Raw genomic sequence first — 24,256 nt, 5'->3', positions numbered from 1 at the left:
CCTGGGGCTGCTGCTGAGGCGTTTCTGCCCACTCTGAATTCATTGGTATCCCTGTCTCACTCATCAAACGCCCCACTTTGATAAGCAGCATATTCGGACGAGCCGGAATGGTGGTTGCGCAAATGCGCCCCCAGGCCAGCTTCCGCACCCGCATCCCCGAGCTTATGCTGCACCTTGATCCCGAGCCACAGCACATCGGCCGTCTGGCTCTCCATTGTCGCTATTTTACCGAGCCGCTCAAGATAATGAGCCGCTTGCCGGTAGTCTTGCTGTTGGTAATACACGCGCACCAGGCCGGCATTCGTCACTGCCACGTCCGGTGCGATGCGTACCGCGCGCAACAAGTACGCGCCGGCACGCCGGTAATCATGCAGGGCCAGGCTGCAGGCGCCCCCATTGTTGAGCGCGTTTTCCGGCGACACATACGCCGCATCCTGCAATGCCGCGTCGAAATACGCCAGCGATTGCGCGGCGCGTCCCGTCTGGCACAAGAACAGACCGTAATTATTGCTCAACTCAGGATTGTGGGGCGCAAGGCGCAAAGCGTAAAGGAAATCTTTCTCGGCAGGCGCAGTCTGCCCCTTGGCCGCCAGGATCAGGGCGCGCATGCCATGCGCCTGCGCATCGCTGGGCGCCAGCTGCACGGCTTGCGCCGCTTCCGCCAGGGCCACGTCGAGCTGGCCACGGCCATAATAGGCGCTGGCCAGCTGCAGGCGCAGCGCGGCGCGTTCCTGCAGACTCGCCTGCTTATCCTGGCCACCGTCGCCGGACGTCGTGGAAGCACAGCCGACCAGCAGCACGGCCAGGCTGACAGCGGCCACAGCGAGCGAGCGTTGGTAAGCCATGCCTTCCCTCATCAGGAGCGGATTTCCACGATCTTGCCGAAATTGGCGCCAAACTTCTGTTGATATTCAGTCATTTTTTCCATGCGTTCCTGCACCCGCGTGCGGTCCTTGACTTCGCCGGCCAGCTGGCCGCAGGCCGCATCGATGTCGTCGCCGCGCGTCTTGCGCACGGTGGTGATGATGCCGCCATCCATGAGCACCTGGGCAAACGCCTTGATGCGCGGGTTTTTCGAGCGGAACAGGCCCGACTCGGGGAACGGGTTGAATGGAATCAGGTTGAACTTGCAGTTCACGCCGAACTCGCGGTCTTGCACCAGCGCCAGCAGCTCGCGCGCGTGCTCGTCGCTGTCATTGACGCCGTCCAGCATGCAGTATTCGAAGGTAATGAAATCGCGTGGGGCAAATTCCAGGTAGCGCTTGCAGGCCGCCATCAATTCCTTCAGCGGATATTTCTTGTTCAGTGGAATCAAACCATCGCGCAAGGTGTCGTTCGAGGCGTGCAGCGAGACGGCCAGGGCCACCGGCACTTCCTGCGACAGCTTGTCCATCATCGGCACGACGCCCGAGGTCGACAAGGTCACGCGGCGGCGCGACAGGCCGTAGGCGTTGTCGTCGAGCATCAATTTCAGGGCCGTGACGGTCGGTTCAAAGTTCAGCAGAGGCTCGCCCATGCCCATCATCACCACGTTGGTGATCTGGCGCTCGCCTTTCGGGCCGGGTTCGATGCCCTTGGTGCGGCGCAATTCGAATTCCGCCATCCACAGCTGGCCGATGATTTCGCCCACGGACAGGTTGCGGTTGAAGCCTTGCTTGCCCGTCGAGCAGAAGCGGCAGTTGACGGCGCAGCCGGCCTGGGTCGAGATGCACAGCGTGCCGCGGTTATCTTCCGGAATGAACACGGTTTCCACGGCATTGCCATTGCCCACGTCGACCAGCCACTTGCGCGTGCCATCGGTCGACGTGTGATCGCTGATGATGGCCGGGGCGCGCACTTCGGCGCGCGTGGCCAGCTTGTCGCGCAGCGACTTGGCCAGGTCCGTCATGGCGTCGAAGTCGGAGGCGCCGAACTGGTGTATCCAGCGTTGCAACTGTTTCGCACGAAACGGTTTCTCTCCCAACTCGGCGCAGTAGGCGATGAGTTGCGCGGGATCGAGGTCCAGCAAGTTGGTGAGGGTCGTCGTATTCATGATCATGTCTATTCTAAAAATCCGTCCCCGCGCGCATCAGGAGCCAAAAGCACCACAGCGCAGCGGGAACAGGGGGTGATAAGTTATTTCACAGATAACGCCAGGAAATAACGTTATCTAAGGCAATTAAGCCTTCAGTTCTGGGAAGAAGTAAGCGATTTCCACTTTGGCAGCTTCGACAGCGTCGGAGCCGTGTACGGCGTTGGCGTCGATCGAATCGGCGAAATCGGCGCGGATCGTGCCTTTTTCTGCTTTCTTCGGATCGGTCGCGCCCATCAGGTCACGGTGGGCCAGAACGGCGTTTTCGCCTTCCAGAGCCTGGATCATGACTGGACCGGAAACCATGAAGTCCACCAGGTCTTTGAAGAAGCCGCGCTCTTTGTGCGCTGCGTAGAAGCCTTCAGCTTGTTCGCGCGACAGTTGGGTCATGCGCGCAGCAACGATTTTCAAGCCAGCGTTTTCAAAACGGGTGTAGATTTGACCGATTACGTTTTTTGCAACTGCGTCTGGTTTGATGATCGACAGGGTGCGTTCGATTGCCATGTGTGAAAACTCCAATAAAAAGAAAGGTTTAAAACGATAAATTGATAACTCAATCAACCTTTGATTTTACCATACTCCACCCCATATCACCCAGACAGGCAGGGGGCATCTTCCTGCCCTGCCTGTGTTTAATTAAATCTTAAGCTGGTTTTTTTGTAAAAACCGGGGTCCATGCTATCCTTGGGCAAAGCAGTAATTTGAATTGACAACACGGAGGCACTATGAATCAGAACATGCAACGCACCTTTGACCTGTCGGGGGGCATGCAGCAAGTCCGCCATCAGGTCTTGCGCAACACTTACTGGCTGCTGGCACTGTCCATGATCCCGACCGTGCTGGGCGCCTTCATCGGCGTGCAAATGCATTTGCCGATGCTGACCGGCGGCATGGGCTTCATCATCTTCATGCTCGTCGCATTCGGCTTCATGTACGCGATTGAAAAAACCAAGAACTCGGGCCTCGGCGTCGCCGTCCTGCTGGGCTTTACCTTCTTCATGGGCCTGATGCTCACGCCCATCCTGACGCGTACGCTCGGCTACTCGAACGGCGGCATGCTGATCATGACGGCGTTCGGCGGCACGGCCACCATCCTGGCCGTGATGGCCACCATCGCCACGGTCTCGAAGCGCGACTTCTCGGCCATGGGCAAATGGCTGTTCGCCGGCGTGATCGTGCTGATCCTGGCATCGGTGGCGAACATTTTCCTGGGCCTGTCGGCACTGTCGATCGTGATCTCCATGGTCGCCATCGCCATCTTCTCGGCCTACATCCTGTATGACGTGCAGCAAATCATCAACGGCGGCGAGACCAACTACATCTCGGCCACCCTGCGCATCTACCTGGACGTGTACAACATCTTCACCAGCCTGCTCTCCCTTCTGGGTTTCGCTGGCGGCAGCCGCGACTAAGACCAGGCCTTGCGCTTGAACAAAAAGCCGACCCGCGGGTCGGCTTTTTTACGTCTGCCGGCTCTATCTGGCCTTTTCGGCCACATCGAGCAGGCAGGCGCGGGCGCGGTCCAGGGTCGGGTTGTCGCGCTGGGCCGCGTAGACGGCGTAGGCCGAATGCGAGAATTCGGGCGCGTCGCGCACGCGGTGCAAGAGGCCCGCTTCCAGGTAAGGCTGGGCCGAGCCGATGCGGAAATAGCTGGCGCCGCCCACGTCCAGCAGGTAGACCAGCGCCAGCGGCCCCAGCGAAATGGAAACGGGCGGGCTGCTCAGCTCCGGATAGGCCGCCTGGTGGTTCGCCGCAAAAGCCGGGCCCCAGTCGACATACACATAGGCATCGGCATGCATCTGCCCGTCGGCGCGCGTGGTGACCATCACCAGCTTTTCCTCGGCCAGCAGTTCGCTGACGAGGCCCGGACGCTGCGGCGGGTTGTACAGCACGGCCAGGTCCAGCGAGCCGTCGTGCACGGCGTCGAGCAGGCGCGCGGGACTGTCGACTTCCGCGCGCAGGGCGATCTCGGGACAATCGCGGCTCATGCGTATCAGCCAGTCACCCAGCAGCGGCTGCCACAGGCTCAGCTCGCAGCCGATGCTGACGGCGTCTTCGCGCCCCGGCGGCAAGGCCACCTGGTGGCGCGCCCGCTCCCACACCTGCACCATGGTGGCCGCGTGGCGCATGAAGCGTTCGCCGGCCGGCGTCAGGCGGGCGCCGGCCTTGTTGCGCACGAAGAGCTGGCGCCCCAGCTGCTGCTCCAGCGTGCGGATGCGGGCGCTGACGGCCGTCTGCGTCACGTGCATGCGCTCGGCGGCCATGATGAAACTGCCGCTGGACGCCACTTCCAGGAAGGTGCGTGCTTGATTGATATCCATCAAGCCATGATAGCAGCAGACGCCCGCATCAACTGACCCGCTCGTAGCCACCCAGCACGCCCTGCTTAGCCAGCACCCATTGCCACAGCTGCAGGTCGCGCGCGCGGAAGGCACCGGCGCAGGACAGCAGGTAATACGACCACATGCGATGGAAGCGCTCGCCCAGCTGGGCGGAAAACTGCGGCCACGCCTGCTCGAAATTCGCATGCCAGGCCATCAGGGTCTTGTCGTAGTCGGCACCGAAGTTGTGCAAGTCCTCGGCCACGAACAGGTCATCCATGGCGTCGCCGATCTGGCCGATCGACGGCAGGTCGCCATTCGGGAAGATGTATTTGTCGATCCACGGATCGCACGTGGAATGGCGCTTGTTCTTGCCAATCGTGTGCAGCAGGAACAGGCCATCGTCCTCCAGGCAGCGGTGCGCCACCTCCATGAAGACGCGGTGGTTTTTATGCCCCACGTGCTCGAACATGCCGATGCTGACGATGCGGTCGAACTTTTCATTGGTGTCGCGGTAATCCTGCAGGCGGAAGTCCAGCCGGTCGCCGCCGGGCATGGCGCGCGCATACGCGGCCTGCTCCTGCGAAATCGTCACGCCCACGCACTGCACCTGGTATTTTTCCGCCGCATAGCGCATGAAACTGCCCCAGCCGCAGCCGATATCGAGCACGCGCATGCCCGGCTCAAGGCGCAGCTTGCGGCAGATCAGATCGAGCTTGGCCTCCTGCGCCTCAGCCAGGTTGGCCGCATCCTTCCAGTAGCCGCACGTATAGGTCATGCGCGGATCGAGCATGGCCGCATAGAAGGCGTTGCCCAGGTCGTAGTGCTCCTTGCCCACCATCCACGCGCGCCGTTCCGTCTGCAGGTTGAACAGGCGCGCATACAGGGCATGGAAGGCCAGGCGCATGGGGCGCACGTCGTCGGTCACCCGGGCGCGCAGCAGGTGGCAAAAGAATTCGTCGAGCTGCTGCGCATCCCAGTCGCCATCCATATACGCTTCGCCCAGGCCCAGGTTACCGCTGGCAAAGGCCCGTTCGGGCACGCCAGGCTTGCGCAGCTGCATGTCCCAGGCGGCGCGGCCATTCAGATGGATGTCGGCGCGGGCCAGCAGGTCGGCCGCCTCGCGGGTCAGCCGCGTGTCGGGCTGGAGTCCGGCGCCACTTGCCGGTGTGTGTTGCAACTGCATTCGTGCTTGTGTCGTGTGCTGCGTGTTCATGCCCTGCCGCCTCCAGATGGTTGTCGGGTGCCGGCGCGCCGGCATGTCATCGACTACCCGGCGGCGTACCAGCCATAAAATTATCCGCCCGCCATGGCCATCTGGATAATGAAACATCATGGCCATTCATATCAAAATATTTGCTTTAAAATGATTTGAATCAATTATTTCATGGAAACATCCTGCGTACGAAGCGCTCTGTAGCATGAAAAAAGCCGCCTGTTCGGCGGCTGTTCACGGCAGGTTCGCGCCCTGCGGCGCCGCGATCAAAAGTCGTGATTCGGCGGATACTTCGTATAGAAATCGTTATCCCACTTGAAATTGGTAAACGCCACCGTCATCGAGACGTCGAGCGCCTCGACGAAATGCCAGCAGCCGACGGGCAGGAACAGGATTTCGCCCGGCGCCAGCACGCATTCGCGCACCTGCACGTCGGCCATCAGCGGATAGCGCCGCACGTCGATGTCGCGTCCGTCCACGGGCGTGAAGCAGTGGCGCTGGTTGTACACGCGCGCCACCTCGCAGGCGGCCATGATGCGCAGCCGCTTGCGCCCCGCCACCTGCGCCATGAAGTTATTCGTCAGGTCGTGGTGGAACGGCGTCACCGTGCCGGCCGGGCCAAACCACAGGAAGCCCGTGGGACCGCCGTCCTGGCGCAGGTATTCCGGCAGCTGGCCGATATCGTCCCACAGCTCGCGCAGGGCCTGGCGGTTTTGCGAATTGTTGTTCGCCGTCATATAGAAATCGTTGGTCGCGCCGCTGCCCTCGACCAGGCTGGCGTACTCGCCAAAGGCCATCTTGCGCTTGTGCGCCACGCTGTTCATTTCATATTGCGCGTCCGCTTCGCGACCGAACTGCACCTCCACCTCGCGCTGTGCGAAATGCTCGCGGAAGTAGGCCGGACTCCATTTGCGCATGGCCGGCCAGTCGTCCATCATGCCGGTGATGATCACGGGCTGGTTGATCGAATAGTACTCGTCCAGAAATTGCTGCGCGGACAGCTTGTCGCGGCGCGGGATCTCGGGCGAACGCAGGTGGTTCAGCTTGCGCTGGATGTCGATCACCCAGTCGCGCTTGGCCAGCCGGTTCGACAGGCGCACGGCGCCGGCCAGGTAGGGGCTTTGCAGCGCCAGCTCCACTTCGCGGCGCGCCAGCGCTTCGGCGATGCCGGCCTGCTGCAGCACCGGCATCAGCGCCGACGGATGGCTGCCCAGCATGAGGTTTTCCGCGATCCAGCTGCGCCATTCGCGGCTCAGCTCCGGGTCCTGCTTTTGCTCCAGCTGCTTTACTCCCAAGGTCGATACCGCCGCCATCGCCGTCTCCTGTTTTTTATGTGAATAAGCGGCCGGGCAGCAATGCCGCCCGGCCGCGTCCTACTCTAGAGCAATTTCAACATTAACGCACCTTCCACACCTCCGTCGCCAGCACGCCATTCGCATCGCCATCGAGCTCCCACGAGAACGCGCCGCGCAAGCCCTGGTCCTTGACGTACTTGACCTTGGTGCCGATAACGGTCGGATCGTCATAGCTCCACCACTGGCCGCCCGCACCCGTGTACAGGTACAGCTGCTTGGTCACGGGATGGTAGTAGCGCGTACCGGCCTTGGCGACGAGGACTTTATAGTCTTCGATGCCCGACTCGTACGTGCCCGGCGCCATGCCCGTGGCCGCCTGGTACAGGCCATCGCCATTCGGTCCCGGCGCCACGCCCGTCCAGCCACGGCCATAGAACGGAATACCGAGCAGCAGCTTGTCGCGCGGCACGCCGGCGGCAATCATGTACTGCACCGCCTTGTCGCCCACGTATTCGCGCGCCATGCCCGTCGACGGATCGGCAGGGTCGGCAAACAGCTGGGCGTTGAAGTTGGTGCTGTTTTCCCAGCCGCCGTGGAAGTCGTAGGTCATCAGGTTGATCCAATCCATGTACTGCGAGTACAGGGCCGGTTCCGTGTTATCGATCTTGTCCTTGCCGGCACCGACGGCCGCCGTCAGCAGGTAACGCTTGCCGTTGGCTGCGCCGAGCGCATCGAGCTGGCTGCGGAATTCCGCCATCAGCAAGGTGAAGTTGCGCTTGTCGTTGGGGCTGACCGTGTTGTACGGCTGGCCGCCGCCGACCGGGTATTCCCAATCGATGTCGATGCCGTCAAAGATGTTGGCCGCCGCCGCCACGCCGCCGCGTCCACCCTGCACCGGCAGGTTGCCCTTGATGTAGATGTCGATGCAGGAACGCACCATCTGCTTGCGCAGCGCATCGGTGGCCGAACCGACGGAGAAGTTCTTCGACCAGCTCCAGCCGCCCAGCGAGATGAACAGCTTCAGGTTCGGGTGCGCCGCCTTCAGCTTTTTCAGCTGCAGGAAGTTGCCCGACAGGGGAGCGTCCCAGGGAATGGCCTGGCCATCGACGGTGCGCTTCGGCGTGCGGATGTAGTCGGCCTCGGCATCGCCGCCCGTGCCCGCGTCCGGCGAATTCGGATTCGTCGCGCCCGGCTCCGTCTTGGTGATCATGGCGCACTCGTAGCCGCCATTTTTCGGATAGATATTGCCGAAGGCGTAGTTGATGAAGGTCAACTTATCGGCCACGCCGCTCGTATGCACGTTCGCCACCTCATAGTCGCGGCCATACACGCCCCATTGCGCGAAATACGAACCCACTTCGCGGCCGGTTGGCGTTGGCGTTGGCGTTGGCGTCGGTGTCGGCGTCGGCGTCGGCGTCGGCGTCGGTGTCGGCGTCGGCGTCGGTGTCGGTGTCGGTGTCGGTGTCGGCGTCGGGGTAGGAGTCGGCGTGGTGCTGCAGATCTCCTGGCTGGTCCATGGCTTGCCCGTGCCGGCGGCGCCGCTGCTGGTCGACGGGTTGTCGCCCTGCGTCCAGTAGTTGGCGCGGTAATTGGTGCCGGCGTAGCTGACGGTGGCGCCCGCGCTGTATGCCGTGCCGGCGGCCCAGGCCAATGCGCACGTGCCACCGGTCGGTGTCGGTGTGGGCGTCGGCGTTGGTGTCGGGGTAGGCGGCGGTGTTGGCGTCGGGGTGGGTGTCGGCGTTGGCGTCGGGGTCGGGGTCGGGGTCGGGGTCGGCGTGGTGCCGCCGTCGCAAGTGCCGCCCGCGCTCCACAGGCTAGGCGTGGAGACGGGATTCCAACCCGAGCCCACGTGGTCGGTCTGCGTCACCAGGGCCGTATAGTTGGCGCCCAGGTAAGTGACCACCGTGCCGGCGTTGTACGTGCCGCCCTCTTGCCACGGCACGCAGGCAACCGTGCTGACGGCCAGCAATTGCGAGCCGCCCGGCGCGCTGGCGTCGCTGCCGCCGCCACCGCATGCCGCCAGCACACCACCGCTGGCCAGGCATACCATCATGTTTCTGATCGTCTTTCTGAGTATTAAATTTTCCACGCTGTCTCCTGTTCAGGTTTGCGGAAATACCACTCTGCTTCGATAAAGAGCTACCCTGTGTTCTAGTTTTTTTGCAGTTGCAAGAACAGCATGCTGCTGAAAAAATAGGCGGTCAAGTGGTTTTGAAGTGGCATCAAACCGTGCAATACCAGTTCGGCCAGAAACGGCAAAAGCATATGCCGATGGCGTGTTGTCCTACTGGAGGACGAAAAAATGACAGAAGGAAGATGAACGGAAAGGCTTGATTGGCAAAAAACAGACCAATTTTATAACACGGTGTAAGTGGTATTACGGTGGCTTGCTGCGCCATTGATGGTGCCGCCGGAAACCACGACGGCGGGTGCCTGCCTGGCCACCCGCCGCATTTTAGTTATTTATTGAGCCAGATCAAACACGGCCATCGACTCGACATGCGAGGTATGCGGGAACATGTTCACAACGCCCGCCTTGCTCAGCACATAACCGGCTTCCAGCGCCAGGATGCCGGCATCGCGCGCCAGGGTCGAAGGGCTGCACGAGACATAGACGATGCGTTTCGGCAGCATGTCGGGACGCGCTTGTGCCAGGCCGACCAGTGCCTGGCACAGGGCCATGGCGCCATCGCGCGGCGGGTCGATCAGCATGCGGTCGAACTTGCCCAAGGCGATCAGGTCATCCGTCGTCACTTCAAACAGGTTGCGCGTCGAGAACGAGGTCTTCTCCGCCAGGCCGTTGGCCAGGGCGTTTTCCAGCGCCCGCTCCGTCAAGGTGGTGCTGCCTTCGATGCCCACCACTGCGCTGCCCTGCGTGGCCAGCGGCAAGGTAAAATTGCCCAGGCCGCAGAACAGGTCGGCCACGCGATCTTGCGGCTGTACTTCCAGCAGGCGCAGGGCTTTCGATACCAGCACGCGGTTGATGTGGTGGTTCACCTGGGTGAAGTCGACGGGCTTGAACGGCATCTTGACGCCGAATTCCGGCAGCAAGTAATGCAGTTGCTTGTCCAGCGGATAGAACGGCACGGCCGTTTCCGGACCTTTCACCTGCAACCACCATTGCACGCCGTACTCGTCGGCAAACGCTTTCAATTTCGTCTCGTCGTCCGCCGTGAGCGGCGCCATGATGCGCAGCACCATGGCCGTCACGTCTTCGCCGACGGCCAGCTCGATCTGCGGCATCTGGTCGAAGATCGACAGCGAAGCGATCAGCCCGCGCAGCGGCAGCAGCATGGCCGAGATGTGCGGCGGCAAGATTTCACAGCTATCCATGTCGGCCACGAAAGCCGATTTCTTTTCATGGAAGCCCACCAGCACGGCGTCTTTCTTCTTGACGTGGCGCACCGACAGGCGTGCGCGGTAGCGGTAGCCCCACGTCGGGCCATACATGGGGCGCATCACGCTTTGCGGACGCACCTTGCCGATATGCCACAGATTATCTTCCAGCACACGCTGTTTGATCGCCACTTGCGCCGACGGTTCCAGGTGCTGCATCGAGCAGCCGCCGCAGTTGTCGAAATGCTTGCACTTGGGCGTCACGCGCATCGACGATTCGCGGTGCAGCGCCGTCATGCGGGCCATTTCCCAGTTCTTCTTTTTCTTGAACGTCACAAAGCTGACGCGCTCGCCCGGCAGCGCGCCCTCGACAAACACGACCTTGCCCGGCGAGCCGTCTTCGTTCTCAATATGGCCGACGCCGCGGGCGTCCATGTCGAGCGATTTGATTTCGATGATATTTTCTTGCATAGCGATCAATAGGTAAGAGTGGGCCAGGACGCAGGGCCGCGCTGGAACTTGCAAACAATGGGGGAAAGGTCAGGCGCCGCGAGCGGGGCGTATGATAGCAGATCGCGACCAGCAAAAGCCGCTCAAGCCCGCACCGGGTAGCAAGCCCGAGAAAATGCGCAGGGCAAGGCGCGTGGCCGAAGACAGCAGGCCAGCACGGCGAGGCCATGCAACGCCGCCATGCGCGTTTTATCAGACTTGCTACAGCAGGGAGTCACGCACGACGCCGCGTGCCGCCATCGCCCGCTTGAGCTTGATCAAGGCTTCCTGCTGGATTTGCCGCACCCGTTCGCGCGTCACACCCATTTCCTCGGCCAGGGTTTCCAGGGTGGCGGGATCGTCGTTGTCGAGGCCGAAACGGCGCATGATCACCACGCGCTGCTTGTCCGGCAGCTTGGTCAGCCAGTCGCGCACCAGCACCGTCATTTCATGGTGTTCGGCGCGCGCGTCGGGGCTGTCTTCGCTGGCGCCGGGCAGCATGTCCATCAGCGACGATTGCGGGTCGTTGTCGAGCGGCGCGTCGAGCGAGGTGGCGTGCTCGGACAGGGCCAGGATATCCTGCACCTCTTCCACGGGACGCCCCACCAGGTGGGCGATGTCTTCCGCGGTGGCATCCTTGCCGTCGTGGTGCTGGGCTTCCAGGTGGTATTTGCCGCGCAGGATCTGGTTCAGTTCGCGCACCATGTGCACGGGCAGGCGCACCGTGCGCGCCTGGTTCATGATGGCGCGCTCGATGCTCTGGCGTATCCACCAGGTGGCGTAGGTGGAAAAGCGGAAACCGCGCTCGGGCTCGAACTTGTCGATGGCCCGCATCAGGCCGATGTTGCCCTCCTCGATCATGTCGAGCAAGACCACGCCGCGGTTGATGTAATGCTTGGCGATCGACACGACCAGGCGCAGGTTGTGCTCGATCATGGTTTGCCGGGCTTCGAAATTGCCCTGCTTGGCAAGGGTGGCGTAATGCACTTCCTGTACCGCCGTCAGCAGGGGCCGCGTGCCGATCTGGTTCAGATAGTGTTGCGTGGTATCGGTCGACAGTTCTGCCGCCAGCACTTTCTTCAATTCATCGACACTTTCCACCAGCACACTGACGCTGGCCGCCTCTGCCCCCTCGCCCGCCTCGACGGCGTCGATGCCGTCGTCGAGATCGCCGGCATCGTCCGTCACGACTTCGTCCGCCGCGTCTTCCGGCGGTTCCGGGTCATCGTCCAGCTGGTCGTGCGGCGCGTGTGTCATTGCTTTACCTAACGGTTAGGCAGGAATTTCGAAGGATCGACAGGCTTGCCTTGCTGGCGGATCTCAAAGTGCAGCTTCACGCGGTCGGCGTCGGAATCGCCCATTTCAGCGATGGCCTGGCCTTTGTTGACGCTCTGCCCTTCCTTCACCAGGATGCTGCGGTTATGCGCATAAGCCGACAACAGGCTATTACTGTGCTTCACGATGACAAGATTACCATAACCACGGATTCCGCTCCCGGCATACATGACTTTTCCGGAGCCGGCGGCCACTACCTGCTGGCCCGCCTTGCCGGCGATATCGACGCCCTTGTTCTTGCCTTCGTCAAAAGTGCCGATGACCTTGCCTTCGGATGGCCACATCCAGCTGATCTTGTCGTCGCCAGGCGCCGATGCCGCAGGAGCGGCAGCCGCGGCGGCCGGTGCGGCGGCGGCCGCGACGGGCGCAGGCGCCGCTGCCGGCTTGGCATCGGTGGCGCCGCCATCGGCGCGCAACTCGGCCAGGGTGGCGTCGGAATACGCGCGCTTCTCGCCGCGCGGTCCCGTTTTCTTCGGCACCACGGGCGCGGCCGGTTTGACTTCCGTCACCGGCGGCATGATGATGGCCGACGTTTGCGCGCCGCCCGTGTCGCCATTTGGCGGCAGCACGCGCAGCACCTGATCGACCTTGATGTCGTTCGGATTGCTCAAGTCATTCCACACCACCAGGTCGCGGTAATTCTGTCCATGCTCAAGGGCGATGCGCAACAGCGTGTCGCCGCGCTTGACCGTGTAAAACGCAGGATCGCGATCGCGGGCATCGTTTGCCGCCGCACTGGTGGACGAGGGTTGGCGCTCCACCACCGGCGCCTGGACGCCCGTCGTGCCGCAACCGCTCAACAGGGCGGCCAGGGTGATGCTGCATAGAAGTATCTTACTTTTCTTAATCATTCGCATGTATGTGTATGTCCTGCTTGCTAGCTGATCCGGGGATCATATGGTGCCCGGGCGCAAAGGCACGAAATGGCAATCTTCCAGGGTTTGGCTGGTCCATTCCATTTTCCCCACCCGGGTAATGAGTTGTAAATGTTGCAATTTAGCACCGACTGGCGCAACCAGACGCCCACCGAGCGTTAGCTGTTCCAACAGGGCTTGCGGGACTTCCAGGCCGGCTGCGGCAAGGATGATCCCGTCAAAGGGAGCCGCCTGCGGCAGGCCAAGCATACCATCTCCGTACTGCAAGCGCAGATTCGACACGCGCAGCGGGCGCAAATTGGCCTTCGCCAGCTCGTGCAGGGGCCGGATGCGCTCGATCGAATACACCTCTTTTGCCACCAGCGACAGCACCGTCGCCTGGTAGCCGCAGCCGGTGCCGATTTCCAGCACGCGCTGCAGGCTGCCGCCATTGCGCAGCACTTCGATCATGCGCGCGACGATGTACGGCTGCGAAATGGTCTGGTGATGACCGATCGGCAGCGAGGCGTCGATATACGCCTGCGACGCCAGCGCCTCGTCCATGAACATATGGCGCGGCACGGCCTGCATGGCGTCGAGCACCACCTGGTCCTTGACGCCCTGCTTCGCCACGCGGGCCACCATGGCGCGCCGCACGGCGTCGGACACCAGCGGGTTTTGCCGCGGCGGCGCCACCACCGCCGGCTGCGCCCGCTCATTGGCGATGGCCTGGGCGCGCGACGGCGCGATGGGCGCCATGGCACCGTGGTGCGGCGCGCCGCCCCTGGCCGCGCTTTGCGCCGCATTCTGCGTGGCCGTCTGCGGCGTGGCGATCCTCGACTGCGCCAGCGACTGTCCCCCGCCCTGCCTGGCGGGCTTGCCGGCCAGCGAATCGAGGGAAAGGGGGAAGGTGCGCGGCTTATCGGTCATAGTCAGCGGTCATGCCAGGCCTTGGGCCAGTGCATCGAGTTGGGTGGTATGCGTGAGGTCGATCTGCAGCGGCGTGATCGAGACTTGTCCTTGCTGAATCGCGTAAAAATCCGTGCCGGGACCGCCTTCCTTGGTGGCGCCGGCCGGACCGATCCAGAAAATTTCACGGCCGCGCGGGTCCAGCGCGCGGATGACCGGCTCGGCCGAATGGCGCTTGCCCAGGCGCGTGGCCACCACGCCTTGCAATTGCTCGTACGGAATGGCCGGGATATTCACGTTCAACAGGTACGGTTTCTGCAAGGCGTCAAAACGGCGCTCGACGATTTCCCGCGCCACGCGCGCGGCCGCGTCCAGGTTGGCCCAGCCAAACTCGGACTGCGAAAAGGCGATGGCCGGGATGCCGAACAGATAGCCTTCCGTGGCGGCCGCCACGGTGCCCGAATACAGGGTGTCGTCGCCCATATTGGGGCCATTGTTGATACCGGACACCACCAGGTCGGGACGCTCGATCAGCATGCCCGTCAGCGCCACGTGCACGCAGTCGGTCGGCGTGCCGTTGACAAAGTAAAAGCCGTTGGCGGCCTTGTGCACGGACAGCGGCCGGTCCAGCGACAGCGAATTGGAGGCGCCCGAACGGTTGCTGTCCGGCGCCACCACCACGATCTCGGCGATGGGCGCCAGAGCATCGGCCAGTGCCGCCAGGCCCGGCGCCAGGTAGCCGTCGTCGTTACTGATAAGAATTCTCATAACGAGATTTTACCTGAAGCAATGCCAACACTGCGCGTACCGCACGACGATCGGCCGCATTTTTTATGCCGCCGCACCGCTGCGGGGCACATGCTCAGCGCGGCTCGATGCGCGCTTCCGACAACGCTCCTTCCAGCGCCTGCACTTCGTCTTCCTGCAAGGCCAGCAAGCCATCGAGATCGCCTTGCAATTTGTACATGCGTTTCAGCTGCGCCATGCCGCGCTTGCGCAGCTTGCCTGGCACGCCGGGACGCAGCAGGCACGCCTTCAGGTGCTCGGCCAGTTCGCCCGCCTGCAGATACTGTTCGCGCTCGATCATGCCTTGCAGCATGCCGATCATGCTGGCCAGGGTTTCCGGCTCCGCTGCCTCGTGCCCGCCGGCGCGGCCCGCCAGGATGGTTTCCTGCAGATGGCGCGCGCCGTCCAGCACGCTCTCCGCGTGCGGCTGCGCCTTGCCGCCGCTGGCGGGCGCGTTCAGCAGGCGATCGCTACCGCTGAGCACGGCATCCTCCAGCAGGCGCGCCGCCTCGCTTTCGCCCTGCTGCTGCAGGGTGCCGGCCAGCTGCTTCTTGCTGTGCAAGGTATCGAGGTGGTCTTCGCCCAACAGGCGCGCATGCACTTCCAGCACCTGCTCCTGCACGCTGCGCGCCGCATCGAGCTCGCCACGCCGCAACAGCGCCTCGGCCAGCTTGCGCTGACTCATCAGGGTTTCCGGATGGTCGAGGCCGCGCGTGCGCTCGCGCGCCGCCACCTGGTCTTCATGCAGCTGGCGCGCGCCGGCCCAGTCACCCTGCCTCGCCACGATATCGGCCAGCAAATCGCGCGTGACCAGGGTCGCCGCATGGTCGCCGCCGAGGCGCCGCTCCTGGGCTTGCAGGACGACATCGAGCAGGCGCCGCGCGCCTTCCAGGTCGCCGTCGCGCCCCAGCGCCTGCGCCAGGGCCAGCTTGCTGCGCAAGGTGTCGCCATGCTCGGCGCCGAACAGGCGCTCGCGCGCCGCCACCACCTTGGCCAGCACTTGCTGCGCCTGCGCCAGCCGCCCCATGTGCAGCAAGGTGGCGGCGCGGTTGTCCATCGCCCCCAGGGTCATCGGATGCTCGCCGCCCAGCATGCGCGCATACGTGGCCAGCACCGCATCCTGCAGCCGCAGGCCCGCCGCCAGCTCGCCCTGCTGCACCAGGGTTTGCGCCAGGCATGCCCTGGCGGCCAGGGTATCGGGATGTTCGGCGCCCAGCAGCCGCTCGCGCACGTCGGCCACGTCCTCCTCGAGGAAGCGCGCCTCGTCGAGCTTGCCCAGCTGGCGCAGCAGGCGCGCCATGCCGCTCTTGCCGGCAAGGCTGTCCGGATGCTCCTCGCCCAGCAGGCGCACGCGGATCTCGACGCTTTGCCGGAAGGCGTCGAGCGCCTGCGTGCTGCGCCCGTCCTTGCGGTACAGCTCGCCCAAACGGGCCAGGTCGCGCGCCAGCGGCAGGGCCACGGCGCGCCCCGGTTCCAGCTGCAGGGCCTGGCGCGCTTCGCCGATGGCCGCCAGCAAGGCGATTTCGCGGCTCGATTGCCAGGGAAAGTAGCCGCCCGTCAGCCAGTGCAGGAAAGCCTCGAAGGTGCGCGTCAGCGAAAAGCGGTCGCCGCCCTGATCGATGCGCACGGCCAGCTGCTCGCCATACGCGAAGGTTTTCGTCTGCTGCAGCTGGACTTCGTCGAAATAACTGTCGAGGGCGATGTGCGGCAAGCCGTACGAGGCGCGCAGCAGGCGCTCGAACATGGGCTGGAAACCGGCGATGCCCTTGTGCGCATCGCCGCGGCGCCACTCGGCGCGCTGGGCGCCATCGCCCATTTCTATGCGCGACGGCAAGGGATACACGAGCAGCGGCCGCTGTTCGTCTTCATGACTGCGGCGGTACTCGATGGCGCGCGTGACGAGCGCATCGACGCCTTCCAGGCTTTGCCGGTTCGGCGTGAAGACCACCACCAGCTTTTTCGGCAGCAAGGTGGTGCAGATGCCGGCGCTGTCCGTGCGCCCCGTGCGCGAGTCGACCAGCACATAGCGGAAATGCCGCGCCAGCGTGTCGGCGAAGCAGCGGAACAGCGCCGGGCAGCTGTCGAACAGCTGGTCCCAGCGCATCTGCGCCAGGCGCTCGCCATAGCTGGCGTCGAAGCGGCCCGCGCGCATCAGGTACAGCGGACTGCCCTGGTCGACGCGCACCACGTACTGCTGCCAGTCGATGGCGTCGAGCACGCGCTGCGCCAGCGCCGCATCCTCGCGCCCCGCGCCCTGCCCGCCCGCGCCTTCCAGGCTATAGCGTTCAAGCTGCTGGCGGCAAGCCTCGAAAAATTCGAGCACGCCGGGGCGCTCCTCGTGCTGCTCGAAGTAATGGTGCAGTCCCGGCGCCTCCATGTCCCAGTCCAGCATCAGCACCGGCACGCTGGCGTTTTCGCGCCGCGCCAGCAGCACGGCGATATTCGACAGCGCCATGGTGCGGCCGGTACCGCCCTTGTAGGAATAGAAGGTGACGACTTCGCCAGGGGCGTTCAAAGGCGGTAGGGACAGGCGTTGGCATTCCATGACAGGACCTTTTGACGTGGATTAACGTGGAAAGTGCGGAGGCGGAACGGCACGCCATTCCGGCGGGATGGCGGGCAACACGAAGCGGCTGCAATCGTGGCCCGGCGGCGTCGAACGCTTGAGCAAGTGGTAGTGCGTGGCAATGCGCTGCACGATGCGTTCGATGTCGGGCAGGTATTGCGGATTCGACTTCAGGTCGCCGCTGGCCAGGGTATAGCCGGAAAAATCGACGTACAGGCCCGACTCCGTGATCTGCGGCGGCAGGCCGTCCGGATGGCGCGTCATGATGATGGGAATGATCAAATGGCTGGGCAGCTCGTACCAGGCGCGGCGCTCCTGTTCGATCAGTTGCATGGCGGCAAACTCGCGCCGCGTATAGCCATGCGCCTCGTATTTCGGCGTGTACAGCACGATCATGCACACGCTCTGGCACATGGCGCGCGCCACGCGCAGGTCGATATCGTCGCCGCCGCCCAGTTGTTCGCTGTCGATGAACAGGACTTCCTCGCGATCGAGGTGCGGCTCCAGGTAGCAGGCCAGTGCCTCGATGAGGTCATTCTTGAACTTGTTCATGAACGCATATTGGCCGTGCGCATAACTCAAGAAACAGCCGTAGCGGATATCCATGGCATCCCCCCTGTTCCCCGTGCGGCGATGCCGTCGCCGCGCCTTGATCCTGCAAGGCATGAGCTCACTCTAATCCGCTGGGTAACGGCCTGTTTGCGCTGGCGCAAAGATGTGTCTGGCGTCCTGGACATTCGACACAATGCCAGAACATGGCACGATCACGCCGTTTTCTGGCATGGCCGGCGCGCAGGCCGGCGCCGCGTGTAATACGCCAGGCATTTGATTGCAAAGGAGAAATTAGAAAAGCAACCGTGCCGGCGCGCGGGCGCCGGCGGAAAACGCTACCCGGCCCGGGCCGGCAGGTTGCGGAAGAACTCGACCACTTCGGCCGTGTCGCGCGTGCGCTTGAACGGCGGCAGGCTTTGCCAGATGCGCTTGCCATACGGCTTGGAAATGAGGCGCGGATCGCAGATCATCAGCACGCCACGGTCGCCCTCGTCGCGGATCAAGCGGCCCGCGCCCTGCTTCAGGTTGATGATGGCTTCCGGCAGCGAGTGGTGCATGAAACCGTTCTTGCCCTGCTTTTCCATCACTTCGATGCGCGCGGCCAGCACGGGATCGTCGGGCGGCGCGAATGGCAGCTTGTCGATGATCACCAGCGACAGCGCGTCGCCGCGCACGTCGACGCCTTCCCAGAAGCTCTGGCTGCCGATCAGCACGCCATTGCCGGCGGCGCGGAACTGGTCCAGCAATTCCGTGCGGCCCCGGTCGCCCTGCACGAACAGAGGGAAGTTCAAGCCGCGCTGCTTGAACTCGTCGGCCAGGCGCTCGGCCGCCCGCTTCACGGCGCGCAAGGTGGTGCACAGGAAGAAAGTGCGCCCGCCCGCCGCCTCGATGATGGGCAAGGCGCAGTCGATGACGGCGTCCGTGTAGCCCAGCGAGTTCGGCTGCGGCAGGTTTTGCGGCACGAACAGCAAGCCCTGCTGGCCATAGTCGAAGGGACTCGGCCAGGTATGCGACGGTTCGCCCGTCAAGCCCATCTGTTCCGAGAAATGCTTGAAATCGTTTTTCACGGCCAGGGTGGCCGACGTGAAGATCCAGCTGCGCGGCGTGCCTTCGCGCTGGTTGTTGAAGATCGGCGCGATCGACAGCGGCGTCTTGTGCAATTGCAGGGAGCTGGAAAACGCTTCCACCCAGAACACGGCTTCTTCGCCGGCCGCGACCTTGGCCTTCGGGTCGAACTTCCAGCCGCTCAGCTGCTGCGCCAGTTCCACGCCGCGCACGCGGCATTGCTCCAGCGTTTCCGCCCGTTCCGCCTGGGTTTCCAGCACGGCTACCATGCCGTCCAGTTCATCCTTGAGGGTGTCGAGCGCGGGGAAGAAATCGCTCGACGGGGCGATCTGCGGCAGGGACAGGCGCACGATATCCTGCGGGAAGGTCAGGCGCAGGTCGCGCGCAGCCTTTTCCACCACCGTGACCGTCTTGGCCCAGTCGATGCCGCGCGCATGGGCGAGGCCTTCGGCCAGCACGTCGCGGCACAGTTCCAGGATTTGCGAAGTCGACACCGTATTGCCAAAGAACAGGGTTGCCGTGTCGGGCAACTGGTGCGCCTCATCGAAGATGATGGTATTGGCCGAGGGCAGCAATTCCGCCACGCCCGTGTCCTTCAGGGCCACGTCGGCAAAGAACAGGTGGTGGTTGACCACCACCACGTCGGCCTGCTGGGCTTCCTTGCGGGCCTTCATGACGAAGCAATCCTGGTAATACTGGCACTCGGCGCCCATGCAGGTGTCGCGCGTGGACGTCACCAGGTTCCAGATCATGGCGTTTTCCGGCACCTTGGCCAGTTCCGCCTTGTCGCCGGAGCTCGTCATCTTGATGAAACGCGAGATTTCGCGCAAATGCCCCACGTCGTCGCGCGACGTCATGCGGCCATTTTGCAAGGTGCGTTCCAGATGGTAATGGCAGACGTAGTTCGAGCGGCCCTTCAGCAGGGCCACGGAGACGGGTGCCTGCAGCGCGGCGCGCACGGTCGGGATATCGCGCAGGAACAATTGATCCTGCAAGTTCTTGGTGCCCGTGGAAACGATGGTCTTGCCGCCCCACATCAGGGCCGGCACCAGGTAAGCAAAGGTCTTGCCCGTGCCCGTGCCCGCCTCGGCGATCAGCGTGGTCTGGCTGTCGATGGCGTGGGCGATGGCCTTGGCCATCTCCGTTTGCGAACGACGCGGCTTGTAGCTGCCCACGGCCGGACCCAGCGGGCCGCCGGCGCCGAACAGGCGCTCGATGTCGGCATCGTGCTTGCCAGGCGCTGCCTGGGATTCGGCTGGCAGATTTGCTGGCAGATCAGCGGGCTGGCCGTCTTGGCTTGCAGGCAATAAATTGTGATCGGTCAAAATATACTTAATGAAGGCTGGACGCTACTGGCGCCGGTCAGGCCGGAACGTCGGGCACCAATTGCATTTTCAGCAAGGTGATGTGATCTTTCAACTGCAACTTGCGCTTTTTCAAGCGGCGCAATTGCAGTTCGTCATGATGGCCATCGAGTATCAGCAACTCGATGACGGTATCGAGGTCACGGTGTTCCACGTCGAGTTCAATCAGGCGCCGCTCTATATGCTGTGCATCGCTCATGTGTTGCGTTCCAGGCAGTGTTGTTCAACAGGCGCGCGCAGCATGCGCAGACAGCCATCCGTGCCGGGATCGCCGGCAAGTGCGTAGTTTAACCTGCCGCGCGGCTTAGGGCACGCCATTTCCGGCATGCCCCTGCCAGGCGGACTTACTTGGCGGGCGGAACGGCGGTGGCCGGCGTGCTGGCAGCGGCCGCCTTGGCCGCCTTGGCGTCCGCCTCGGCCTGGCGCTCGGCCAGGCGCTGCGCCACTCTCTTCTGGCGCGCCACGGCTTCCGCCTGTTTTTTCGCAAATTGCGCTTCGCGGGCGGCACGGCGCGGCGCCTCGGCGGCTTCCTCGGCGGCCAGTTTCTGCAGCTTGGCCGCATGTTCGGCTTCGCGCTCGGCCACGCTCTTGCCTTGCGGCTTGGGCGGCGCCGGCTCGGGCGCGACCACTTTCACGGGCTTGGGCACGGCGGCGGCGCGCTGCTCGGCATCGAGGCGCGCATCTTCCTGGGTCTTGGCCAGGTCGATATCGCGCAGGCGCACGGACTCGGCGCGCTTGAAGTGATTCGCTTCGGCCTCGACGGCGCGCAGGCGCACGAGGATCAGGCGGCGCTTTTCCTTCGCCTTGTCGAGGCAGCTGTTCACGAAGAACTTGTTGTAGCATTCCTGCTCGCGCGCGGCGAATTCATTTTCAGCCGCCTCGCGTTCGCTGGCCGCCAGCTTCAGCTTGGCATCGGCTTCGTCGACGGACAAGGTGGCCGGCACTTGCGGCGCACCGACTTCATCCAATGCGGTGCCGCCCTGGTGCGCGCAGGCGGACAAGACCAGGGCCAGGCCCATGCCCGTTGCCAGCTTGTAGAGTGTATTTGCCATCATGTTCATTTTTCCTGCCTCAAACGATCGCGTCGGCCGCGCCGCGCTGTTCTTTTTCCATGTATTCGCGCGATTGCATCTCGACGATGCGCGATACGGTACGGTGAAACTCGTTGGCCAGCATGCCATTCGTGTACAGCTGGTCGGGCGCCACTTCGGCCGACATGATCAGCTTGACCTTCTGGTCATAGAACACGTCGATCAGCCACGTGAAGCGGCGCGCCTCGGACGACTGCGCCGCCGACATGGCCGGTATCCCGGACAATATCACTGTATGGAAGCGGCTGGCGATTTCCAGGTAATCATTTTGCGAACGGGGGCCGCCGCACAGGGTGGCGAAATCGAACCAGATGATGCCGCCGGCGCGGCGCAGGCAGTGGATTTCGCGGCTTTCGATGCGGATGCGCGCATCTTCGTCGGCCGTCTCGGCGATGCGCGTGTAGGCGTCGCGCAGGGCCTTGTCGGTGGCCGCGCCGAGGGGCGTGTAGTAGCTTTCCACCTGTTCCAGCGCGCGGCCGCGGTAATCGACGCCGGCGTCGACGTTCATGACGTCGAGTTTTTCCTTCAGCAGCGCGATGGTCGGCAGCATGCGGTCGCGGTGCAGGCCGTCCGGGTACAGCAGGTCCGGATCGTAGTTCGACGTCATGATGAAGGACACGCCATTGTCGAACAGGGCCGACAGCAGGTTGTACAGGATCATCGCATCGGCGATGTCCGAGACGTGGAATTCATCGAAGCAGATCAAACGGTATTTCTTGGCGATGCGCTTGGCGACCTCGTCGAGCGGATCGGCCACGCCCTTCAATTCATCGAGCTGCTGGTGCACGCCGCGCATGAATTCGTGGAAGTGCAAGCGCGTCTTGCGCACCAGGGGTACGACGGAATAAAAACTGTCCATCAGGAACGACTTGCCGCGCCCTACCCCGCCCCACATGTACACGCCTTTCGGCACGGCGGGACGGTTGATCAGGCGCTTGAAGGTGCTCGAGCGCTGGCCCTTGTAGGCCACCCACTCGTCGTAGCACAGTTGCAGGCGGTCGACCGCGCGCCGCTGGGCGGCATCGGCCTTGAAATCGCGCTTCTGCAACGCGTGCTGGTAAAACTCTTCAACGTTCATGGGATTCGATTCAACTGGGATTCTGGACATAGCGCAAACGGGCCGGCAAGGCAGAAACTGCTTTGCCGGCCCGCTGCGAGGTACTCTAGCGTTTAGAAATTCAGCGTACGCTTGTCTACTGCCAATGCCGCTTCCTTGGTCGCTTCCGACAGGGATGGGTGGGCGTGGCAGATGCGTGCGATGTCTTCGGCCGAGGCCTTGAATTCCATCGCCACGACGGCTTCGGAAATCAGTTCGGAGGCCATCGGGCCGACGATGTGCACACCGAGGATTTCATCGGTGGTCGCATCGGCCAGGAATTTCACCATGCCCGAAGTGTCGCCCAGTGCGCGCGCACGGCCATTGGCCATGAACGGGAAGGTGCCCGCCTTGTAGGCGATACCTTCGGCCTTCAGGGTTTGCTCGGTCTTGCCGACCCACGCGATTTCCGGCGAGGTGTAGATCACCCACGGAATCGTGTTGAAGTTGGTGTGGCCATGCTGGCCGGCGATACGCTCGGCCACGGCAACGCCTTCTTCTTCCGCCTTGTGCGCCAGCATCGGGCCGCGCACGACGTCGCCCACTGCCCATACGTTCGGCAGGTTGGTCTTGCAGTCGCCGTCGACGGCGATGAAGCCGCGCTCGTCCAGCTGCAGGCCGACCTTGTCGGCACCCAGGCCATTCGTGTTCGGCGTACGGCCGATCGAGATGATCAGTTTGTCGAACACGGCTTTTTGCGCTTCGCCCTTGGCGTCCACGAATTCCACGGTGACGTCTTTCTTGCCTGGCGTGATCGCACCGATCTTGCAACCGAGGTTGATCTTCAAGCCTTGCTTGGTGAACAGCTTCGACGCTTCCTTGGCGATCTGCTCGTCGACGGCGCCGAGGAAGACCGGCAGGCCTTCCAGCACGGTGACGTCGGAACCCAGGCGGCGCCAGACGCTGCCCATTTCCAGGCCGATCACGCCGGCGCCGATGACGCCCAGCTTGGCTGGAACGGCGTCGATGGCCAGTGCGCCCGTGTTCGACAGGATCAGTTTCTCGTCGAATGGTGCACCCGGCAGTTCGCGCGCGTTCGAACCCGTGGCGATGACCACGTGCTTGGCGTTCAGGGTTTCGTTGGCTTCACCGGTGACGCTGATGTCATACGTGCCAGCGGCGGCAGCGGCGAAAGCGGCGCGGCCGTGGAAGAAGGCGATCTTGTTCTTCTTGAACAGGTACAGGATGCCGTCGTTGTTTTGCTTGACGACGGTATCTTTACGCTTGAGCATCTGGCCCAGGTTCAGCTTCAGGCCGGCGACGTCGATGCCGTGCTCTGCGAAGCTGTGGCCCGCGTGTTCGAAATGCTCGGACGATTGCAGCAGCGCTTTCGACGGGATGCAGCCGACGTTGGTGCAGGTGCCGCCAGGAGCGGCGCCGCCCTTGGCGTTCGACCACTCGTCGACGCAAGCGACGGAAAAGCCCAGCTGCGCTGCGCGGATGGCGGCGATGTAGCCGCCAGGGCCCGCACCGATGACAACTACGTCAAATTGTTTAGTACTCATGTTTTGTTATTCCAATCTCTTCGTCTGGTACGAAAATCCACAATAGAAGGTAAATCACCACGCCGAAGCCGAAGGTCAATGTAAACAGGACGAAGACGAGGCGCCAGATCCACGCTTCCATGCCGGAAGCGCGTCCCAGGCCACCGCACACGCCGCCGAGCCAGCGGTCGTTGCGCGAACGGCGCAGGCGGTTGAATTCCTGCACCAGGTCGTTCGCCGGGCCGGCAGCCGGACCGGCGCCGGCGCCGGACGTGCTGTCCGGCTTGTCCAGGTTGATATTGCTCAGGAGCTTGGCTTTCGCTTGCGCGAATTCCGCGTCGCTCAGGGCGCCCGCCAGGTGCAACTCGTGCAGACGCTTGATTTCTTCAGAGACGTTCATAGGAATCCTCTTTCATTGAGATCAGC

General features: G+C 63.2%; 21 protein-coding genes. 1 reads left to right on the top strand and 20 read right to left on the bottom strand.

What is annotated here, in order from left to right:
* Positions 1 to 56 precede the first annotated feature (56 nt).
* The 3 genes from pilW to ndk form a co-directional block, all read right to left on the bottom strand.
* Positions 57 to 845 carry a type IV pilus biogenesis/stability protein PilW gene (gene pilW, locus YQ44_RS06550; RefSeq protein WP_071326299.1) on the bottom strand — a complete coding sequence of 263 codons (789 nt, stop codon included), beginning with the start codon at positions 843 to 845 and terminating at the stop codon, positions 57 to 59.
* Between the two features lie 11 nt (positions 846 to 856).
* Positions 857 to 2,032: a 23S rRNA (adenine(2503)-C(2))-methyltransferase RlmN gene (gene rlmN / locus YQ44_RS06545; protein ID WP_071326298.1), complete on the bottom strand. Its 1,176-nt coding sequence runs from the start codon at positions 2,030 to 2,032 to the stop codon at positions 857 to 859.
* A gap of 126 nt (positions 2,033 to 2,158) precedes the next feature.
* Positions 2,159 to 2,575 (bottom strand): nucleoside-diphosphate kinase, encoded by a 417-nt coding sequence (ndk, locus tag YQ44_RS06540; RefSeq protein ID WP_070223377.1) that lies wholly within the window; start codon positions 2,573 to 2,575, stop codon positions 2,159 to 2,161.
* 221 nt (positions 2,576 to 2,796) lie between these two features.
* Here ndk and YQ44_RS06535 point away from each other — a divergent pair, with 221 nt between their 5' ends.
* Complete coding sequence (locus YQ44_RS06535) at positions 2,797 to 3,483, top strand: Bax inhibitor-1/YccA family protein (RefSeq protein WP_071322696.1); 687 nt, start codon at positions 2,797 to 2,799, stop codon at positions 3,481 to 3,483.
* A 63-nt stretch (positions 3,484 to 3,546) separates the two neighbouring features.
* Here the strand turns inward: YQ44_RS06535 and YQ44_RS06530 are convergent, their stop codons facing one another.
* From YQ44_RS06530 to YQ44_RS06445, 17 genes are all read right to left on the bottom strand, one after another.
* Entirely contained in the window at positions 3,547 to 4,392 is an 846-nt protein-coding gene (locus tag YQ44_RS06530) for a LysR family transcriptional regulator (protein WP_071322695.1), read from the bottom strand.
* 28 nt (positions 4,393 to 4,420) lie between these two features.
* On the bottom strand, positions 4,421 to 5,578 hold the full coding sequence (gene cfa / locus YQ44_RS06525) for a cyclopropane fatty acyl phospholipid synthase (protein WP_071322694.1): 1,158 nt from the start codon (positions 5,576 to 5,578) through the stop codon (positions 4,421 to 4,423).
* 296 nt (positions 5,579 to 5,874) lie between these two features.
* Positions 5,875 to 6,921, bottom strand: a complete 1,047-nt coding sequence (locus YQ44_RS06520) for a cupin-like domain-containing protein (RefSeq protein WP_083411677.1) — start codon at positions 6,919 to 6,921, stop codon at positions 5,875 to 5,877.
* Positions 6,922 to 7,003: 82 nt separating this feature from the next.
* Entirely contained in the window at positions 7,004 to 8,956 is a 1,953-nt protein-coding gene (locus tag YQ44_RS28075) for a glycosyl hydrolase family 18 protein (protein WP_232251065.1), read from the bottom strand.
* Between the two features lie 410 nt (positions 8,957 to 9,366).
* A complete protein-coding gene (gene rlmD, locus YQ44_RS06505) occupies positions 9,367 to 10,710 on the bottom strand; it encodes a 23S rRNA (uracil(1939)-C(5))-methyltransferase RlmD (protein ID WP_071322692.1) in 1,344 nt (447 codons plus the stop codon).
* Between the two features lie 240 nt (positions 10,711 to 10,950).
* A complete protein-coding gene (rpoS, locus tag YQ44_RS06500) occupies positions 10,951 to 11,985 on the bottom strand; it encodes an RNA polymerase sigma factor RpoS (RefSeq protein ID WP_071322691.1) in 1,035 nt (344 codons plus the stop codon).
* Between the two features lie 8 nt (positions 11,986 to 11,993).
* The gene (locus YQ44_RS06495; RefSeq protein WP_083411676.1) at positions 11,994 to 12,914 is read right to left on the bottom strand and encodes a peptidoglycan DD-metalloendopeptidase family protein; all 921 of its coding nucleotides are present in this window, start codon (positions 12,912 to 12,914) and stop codon (positions 11,994 to 11,996) included.
* A gap of 42 nt (positions 12,915 to 12,956) precedes the next feature.
* Positions 12,957 to 13,847: a protein-L-isoaspartate(D-aspartate) O-methyltransferase gene (locus YQ44_RS06490; protein WP_071322690.1), complete on the bottom strand. Its 891-nt coding sequence runs from the start codon at positions 13,845 to 13,847 to the stop codon at positions 12,957 to 12,959.
* A gap of 9 nt (positions 13,848 to 13,856) precedes the next feature.
* Complete coding sequence (surE, locus tag YQ44_RS06485; RefSeq protein WP_071322689.1) at positions 13,857 to 14,594, bottom strand: 5'/3'-nucleotidase SurE; 738 nt, start codon at positions 14,592 to 14,594, stop codon at positions 13,857 to 13,859.
* 94 nt (positions 14,595 to 14,688) lie between these two features.
* Complete coding sequence (locus tag YQ44_RS06480) at positions 14,689 to 17,157, bottom strand: tetratricopeptide repeat protein (RefSeq protein WP_198043880.1); 2,469 nt, start codon at positions 17,155 to 17,157, stop codon at positions 14,689 to 14,691.
* Positions 17,158 to 17,178: 21 nt separating this feature from the next.
* Positions 17,179 to 17,784, bottom strand: coding sequence for a toll/interleukin-1 receptor domain-containing protein (locus tag YQ44_RS06475; RefSeq protein ID WP_071322688.1), 606 nt, complete (start codon positions 17,782 to 17,784; stop codon positions 17,179 to 17,181).
* 281 nt (positions 17,785 to 18,065) lie between these two features.
* Complete coding sequence (locus YQ44_RS06470; protein WP_083411675.1) at positions 18,066 to 20,120, bottom strand: ATP-dependent DNA helicase; 2,055 nt, start codon at positions 20,118 to 20,120, stop codon at positions 18,066 to 18,068.
* A gap of 37 nt (positions 20,121 to 20,157) precedes the next feature.
* A complete protein-coding gene (locus YQ44_RS06465) occupies positions 20,158 to 20,358 on the bottom strand; it encodes a YdcH family protein (RefSeq protein WP_071322687.1) in 201 nt (66 codons plus the stop codon).
* A gap of 145 nt (positions 20,359 to 20,503) precedes the next feature.
* A complete protein-coding gene (locus tag YQ44_RS28710; RefSeq protein ID WP_071326293.1) occupies positions 20,504 to 21,214 on the bottom strand; it encodes a hypothetical protein in 711 nt (236 codons plus the stop codon).
* A 16-nt stretch (positions 21,215 to 21,230) separates the two neighbouring features.
* The gene (gene zapE / locus YQ44_RS06455) at positions 21,231 to 22,328 is read right to left on the bottom strand and encodes a cell division protein ZapE (protein ID WP_071322686.1); all 1,098 of its coding nucleotides are present in this window, start codon (positions 22,326 to 22,328) and stop codon (positions 21,231 to 21,233) included.
* Between the two features lie 92 nt (positions 22,329 to 22,420).
* Positions 22,421 to 23,851 (bottom strand): dihydrolipoyl dehydrogenase, encoded by a 1,431-nt coding sequence (gene lpdA, locus YQ44_RS06450; protein WP_071322685.1) that lies wholly within the window; start codon positions 23,849 to 23,851, stop codon positions 22,421 to 22,423.
* Positions 23,841 to 24,230, bottom strand: a complete 390-nt coding sequence (locus tag YQ44_RS06445) for a PspC domain-containing protein (protein ID WP_071322684.1) — start codon at positions 24,228 to 24,230, stop codon at positions 23,841 to 23,843. Before YQ44_RS06445 ends, lpdA begins: the two co-directional genes overlap by 11 nt.
* Positions 24,231 to 24,256: the final 26 nt, after the last annotated feature.

The sequence above is a fragment of the Janthinobacterium sp. 1_2014MBL_MicDiv genome, assembly GCF_001865675.1.
Lineage (GTDB): Bacteria > Pseudomonadota > Gammaproteobacteria > Burkholderiales > Burkholderiaceae_D > Janthinobacterium.
Note: the sequence above shows the minus strand (reverse complement) of the source record. Positions and strands in the feature narration are given on the sequence as shown.

Excerpts from the sequence above, each read along its gene's own strand:
- YQ44_RS06465 (WP_071322687.1), bottom strand. The coding sequence starts at position 20,358 with ATGAGCGATGCACAGCATATAGAGCGGCGCCTGATTGAACTCGACGTG.
- zapE (WP_071322686.1), bottom strand. The coding sequence starts at position 22,328 with ATGAACGTTGAAGAGTTTTACCAGCACGCGTTGCAGAAGCGCGATTTC.
- YQ44_RS06530 (WP_071322695.1), bottom strand. The coding sequence starts at position 4,392 with ATGGATATCAATCAAGCACGCACCTTCCTGGAAGTGGCGTCCAGCGGC.
- YQ44_RS28075 (WP_232251065.1), bottom strand. The coding sequence starts at position 8,956 with ATGATGGTATGCCTGGCCAGCGGTGGTGTGCTGGCGGCATGCGGTGGC.
- rpoS (WP_071322691.1), bottom strand. The coding sequence starts at position 11,985 with ATGACACACGCGCCGCACGACCAGCTGGACGATGACCCGGAACCGCCG.
- YQ44_RS06490 (WP_071322690.1), bottom strand. The coding sequence starts at position 13,847 with ATGACCGATAAGCCGCGCACCTTCCCCCTTTCCCTCGATTCGCTGGCC.
- YQ44_RS06445 (WP_071322684.1), bottom strand. The coding sequence starts at position 24,230 with ATGAACGTCTCTGAAGAAATCAAGCGTCTGCACGAGTTGCACCTGGCG.
- cfa (WP_071322694.1), bottom strand. The coding sequence starts at position 5,578 with ATGCAGTTGCAACACACACCGGCAAGTGGCGCCGGACTCCAGCCCGAC.
- YQ44_RS28710 (WP_071326293.1), bottom strand. The coding sequence starts at position 21,214 with ATGATGGCAAATACACTCTACAAGCTGGCAACGGGCATGGGCCTGGCC.
- surE (WP_071322689.1), bottom strand. The coding sequence starts at position 14,594 with ATGAGAATTCTTATCAGTAACGACGACGGCTACCTGGCGCCGGGCCTG.
- YQ44_RS06480 (WP_198043880.1), bottom strand. The coding sequence starts at position 17,157 with ATGGAATGCCAACGCCTGTCCCTACCGCCTTTGAACGCCCCTGGCGAA.
- pilW (WP_071326299.1), bottom strand. The coding sequence starts at position 845 with ATGGCTTACCAACGCTCGCTCGCTGTGGCCGCTGTCAGCCTGGCCGTG.
- rlmD (WP_071322692.1), bottom strand. The coding sequence starts at position 10,710 with ATGCAAGAAAATATCATCGAAATCAAATCGCTCGACATGGACGCCCGC.
- rlmN (WP_071326298.1), bottom strand. The coding sequence starts at position 2,032 with ATGAATACGACGACCCTCACCAACTTGCTGGACCTCGATCCCGCGCAA.
- ndk (WP_070223377.1), bottom strand. The coding sequence starts at position 2,575 with ATGGCAATCGAACGCACCCTGTCGATCATCAAACCAGACGCAGTTGCA.
- YQ44_RS06495 (WP_083411676.1), bottom strand. The coding sequence starts at position 12,914 with ATGATTAAGAAAAGTAAGATACTTCTATGCAGCATCACCCTGGCCGCC.
- lpdA (WP_071322685.1), bottom strand. The coding sequence starts at position 23,851 with ATGAGTACTAAACAATTTGACGTAGTTGTCATCGGTGCGGGCCCTGGC.
- YQ44_RS06475 (WP_071322688.1), bottom strand. The coding sequence starts at position 17,784 with ATGGATATCCGCTACGGCTGTTTCTTGAGTTATGCGCACGGCCAATAT.
- YQ44_RS06520 (WP_083411677.1), bottom strand. The coding sequence starts at position 6,921 with ATGGCGGCGGTATCGACCTTGGGAGTAAAGCAGCTGGAGCAAAAGCAG.
- YQ44_RS06535 (WP_071322696.1), top strand. The coding sequence starts at position 2,797 with ATGAATCAGAACATGCAACGCACCTTTGACCTGTCGGGGGGCATGCAG.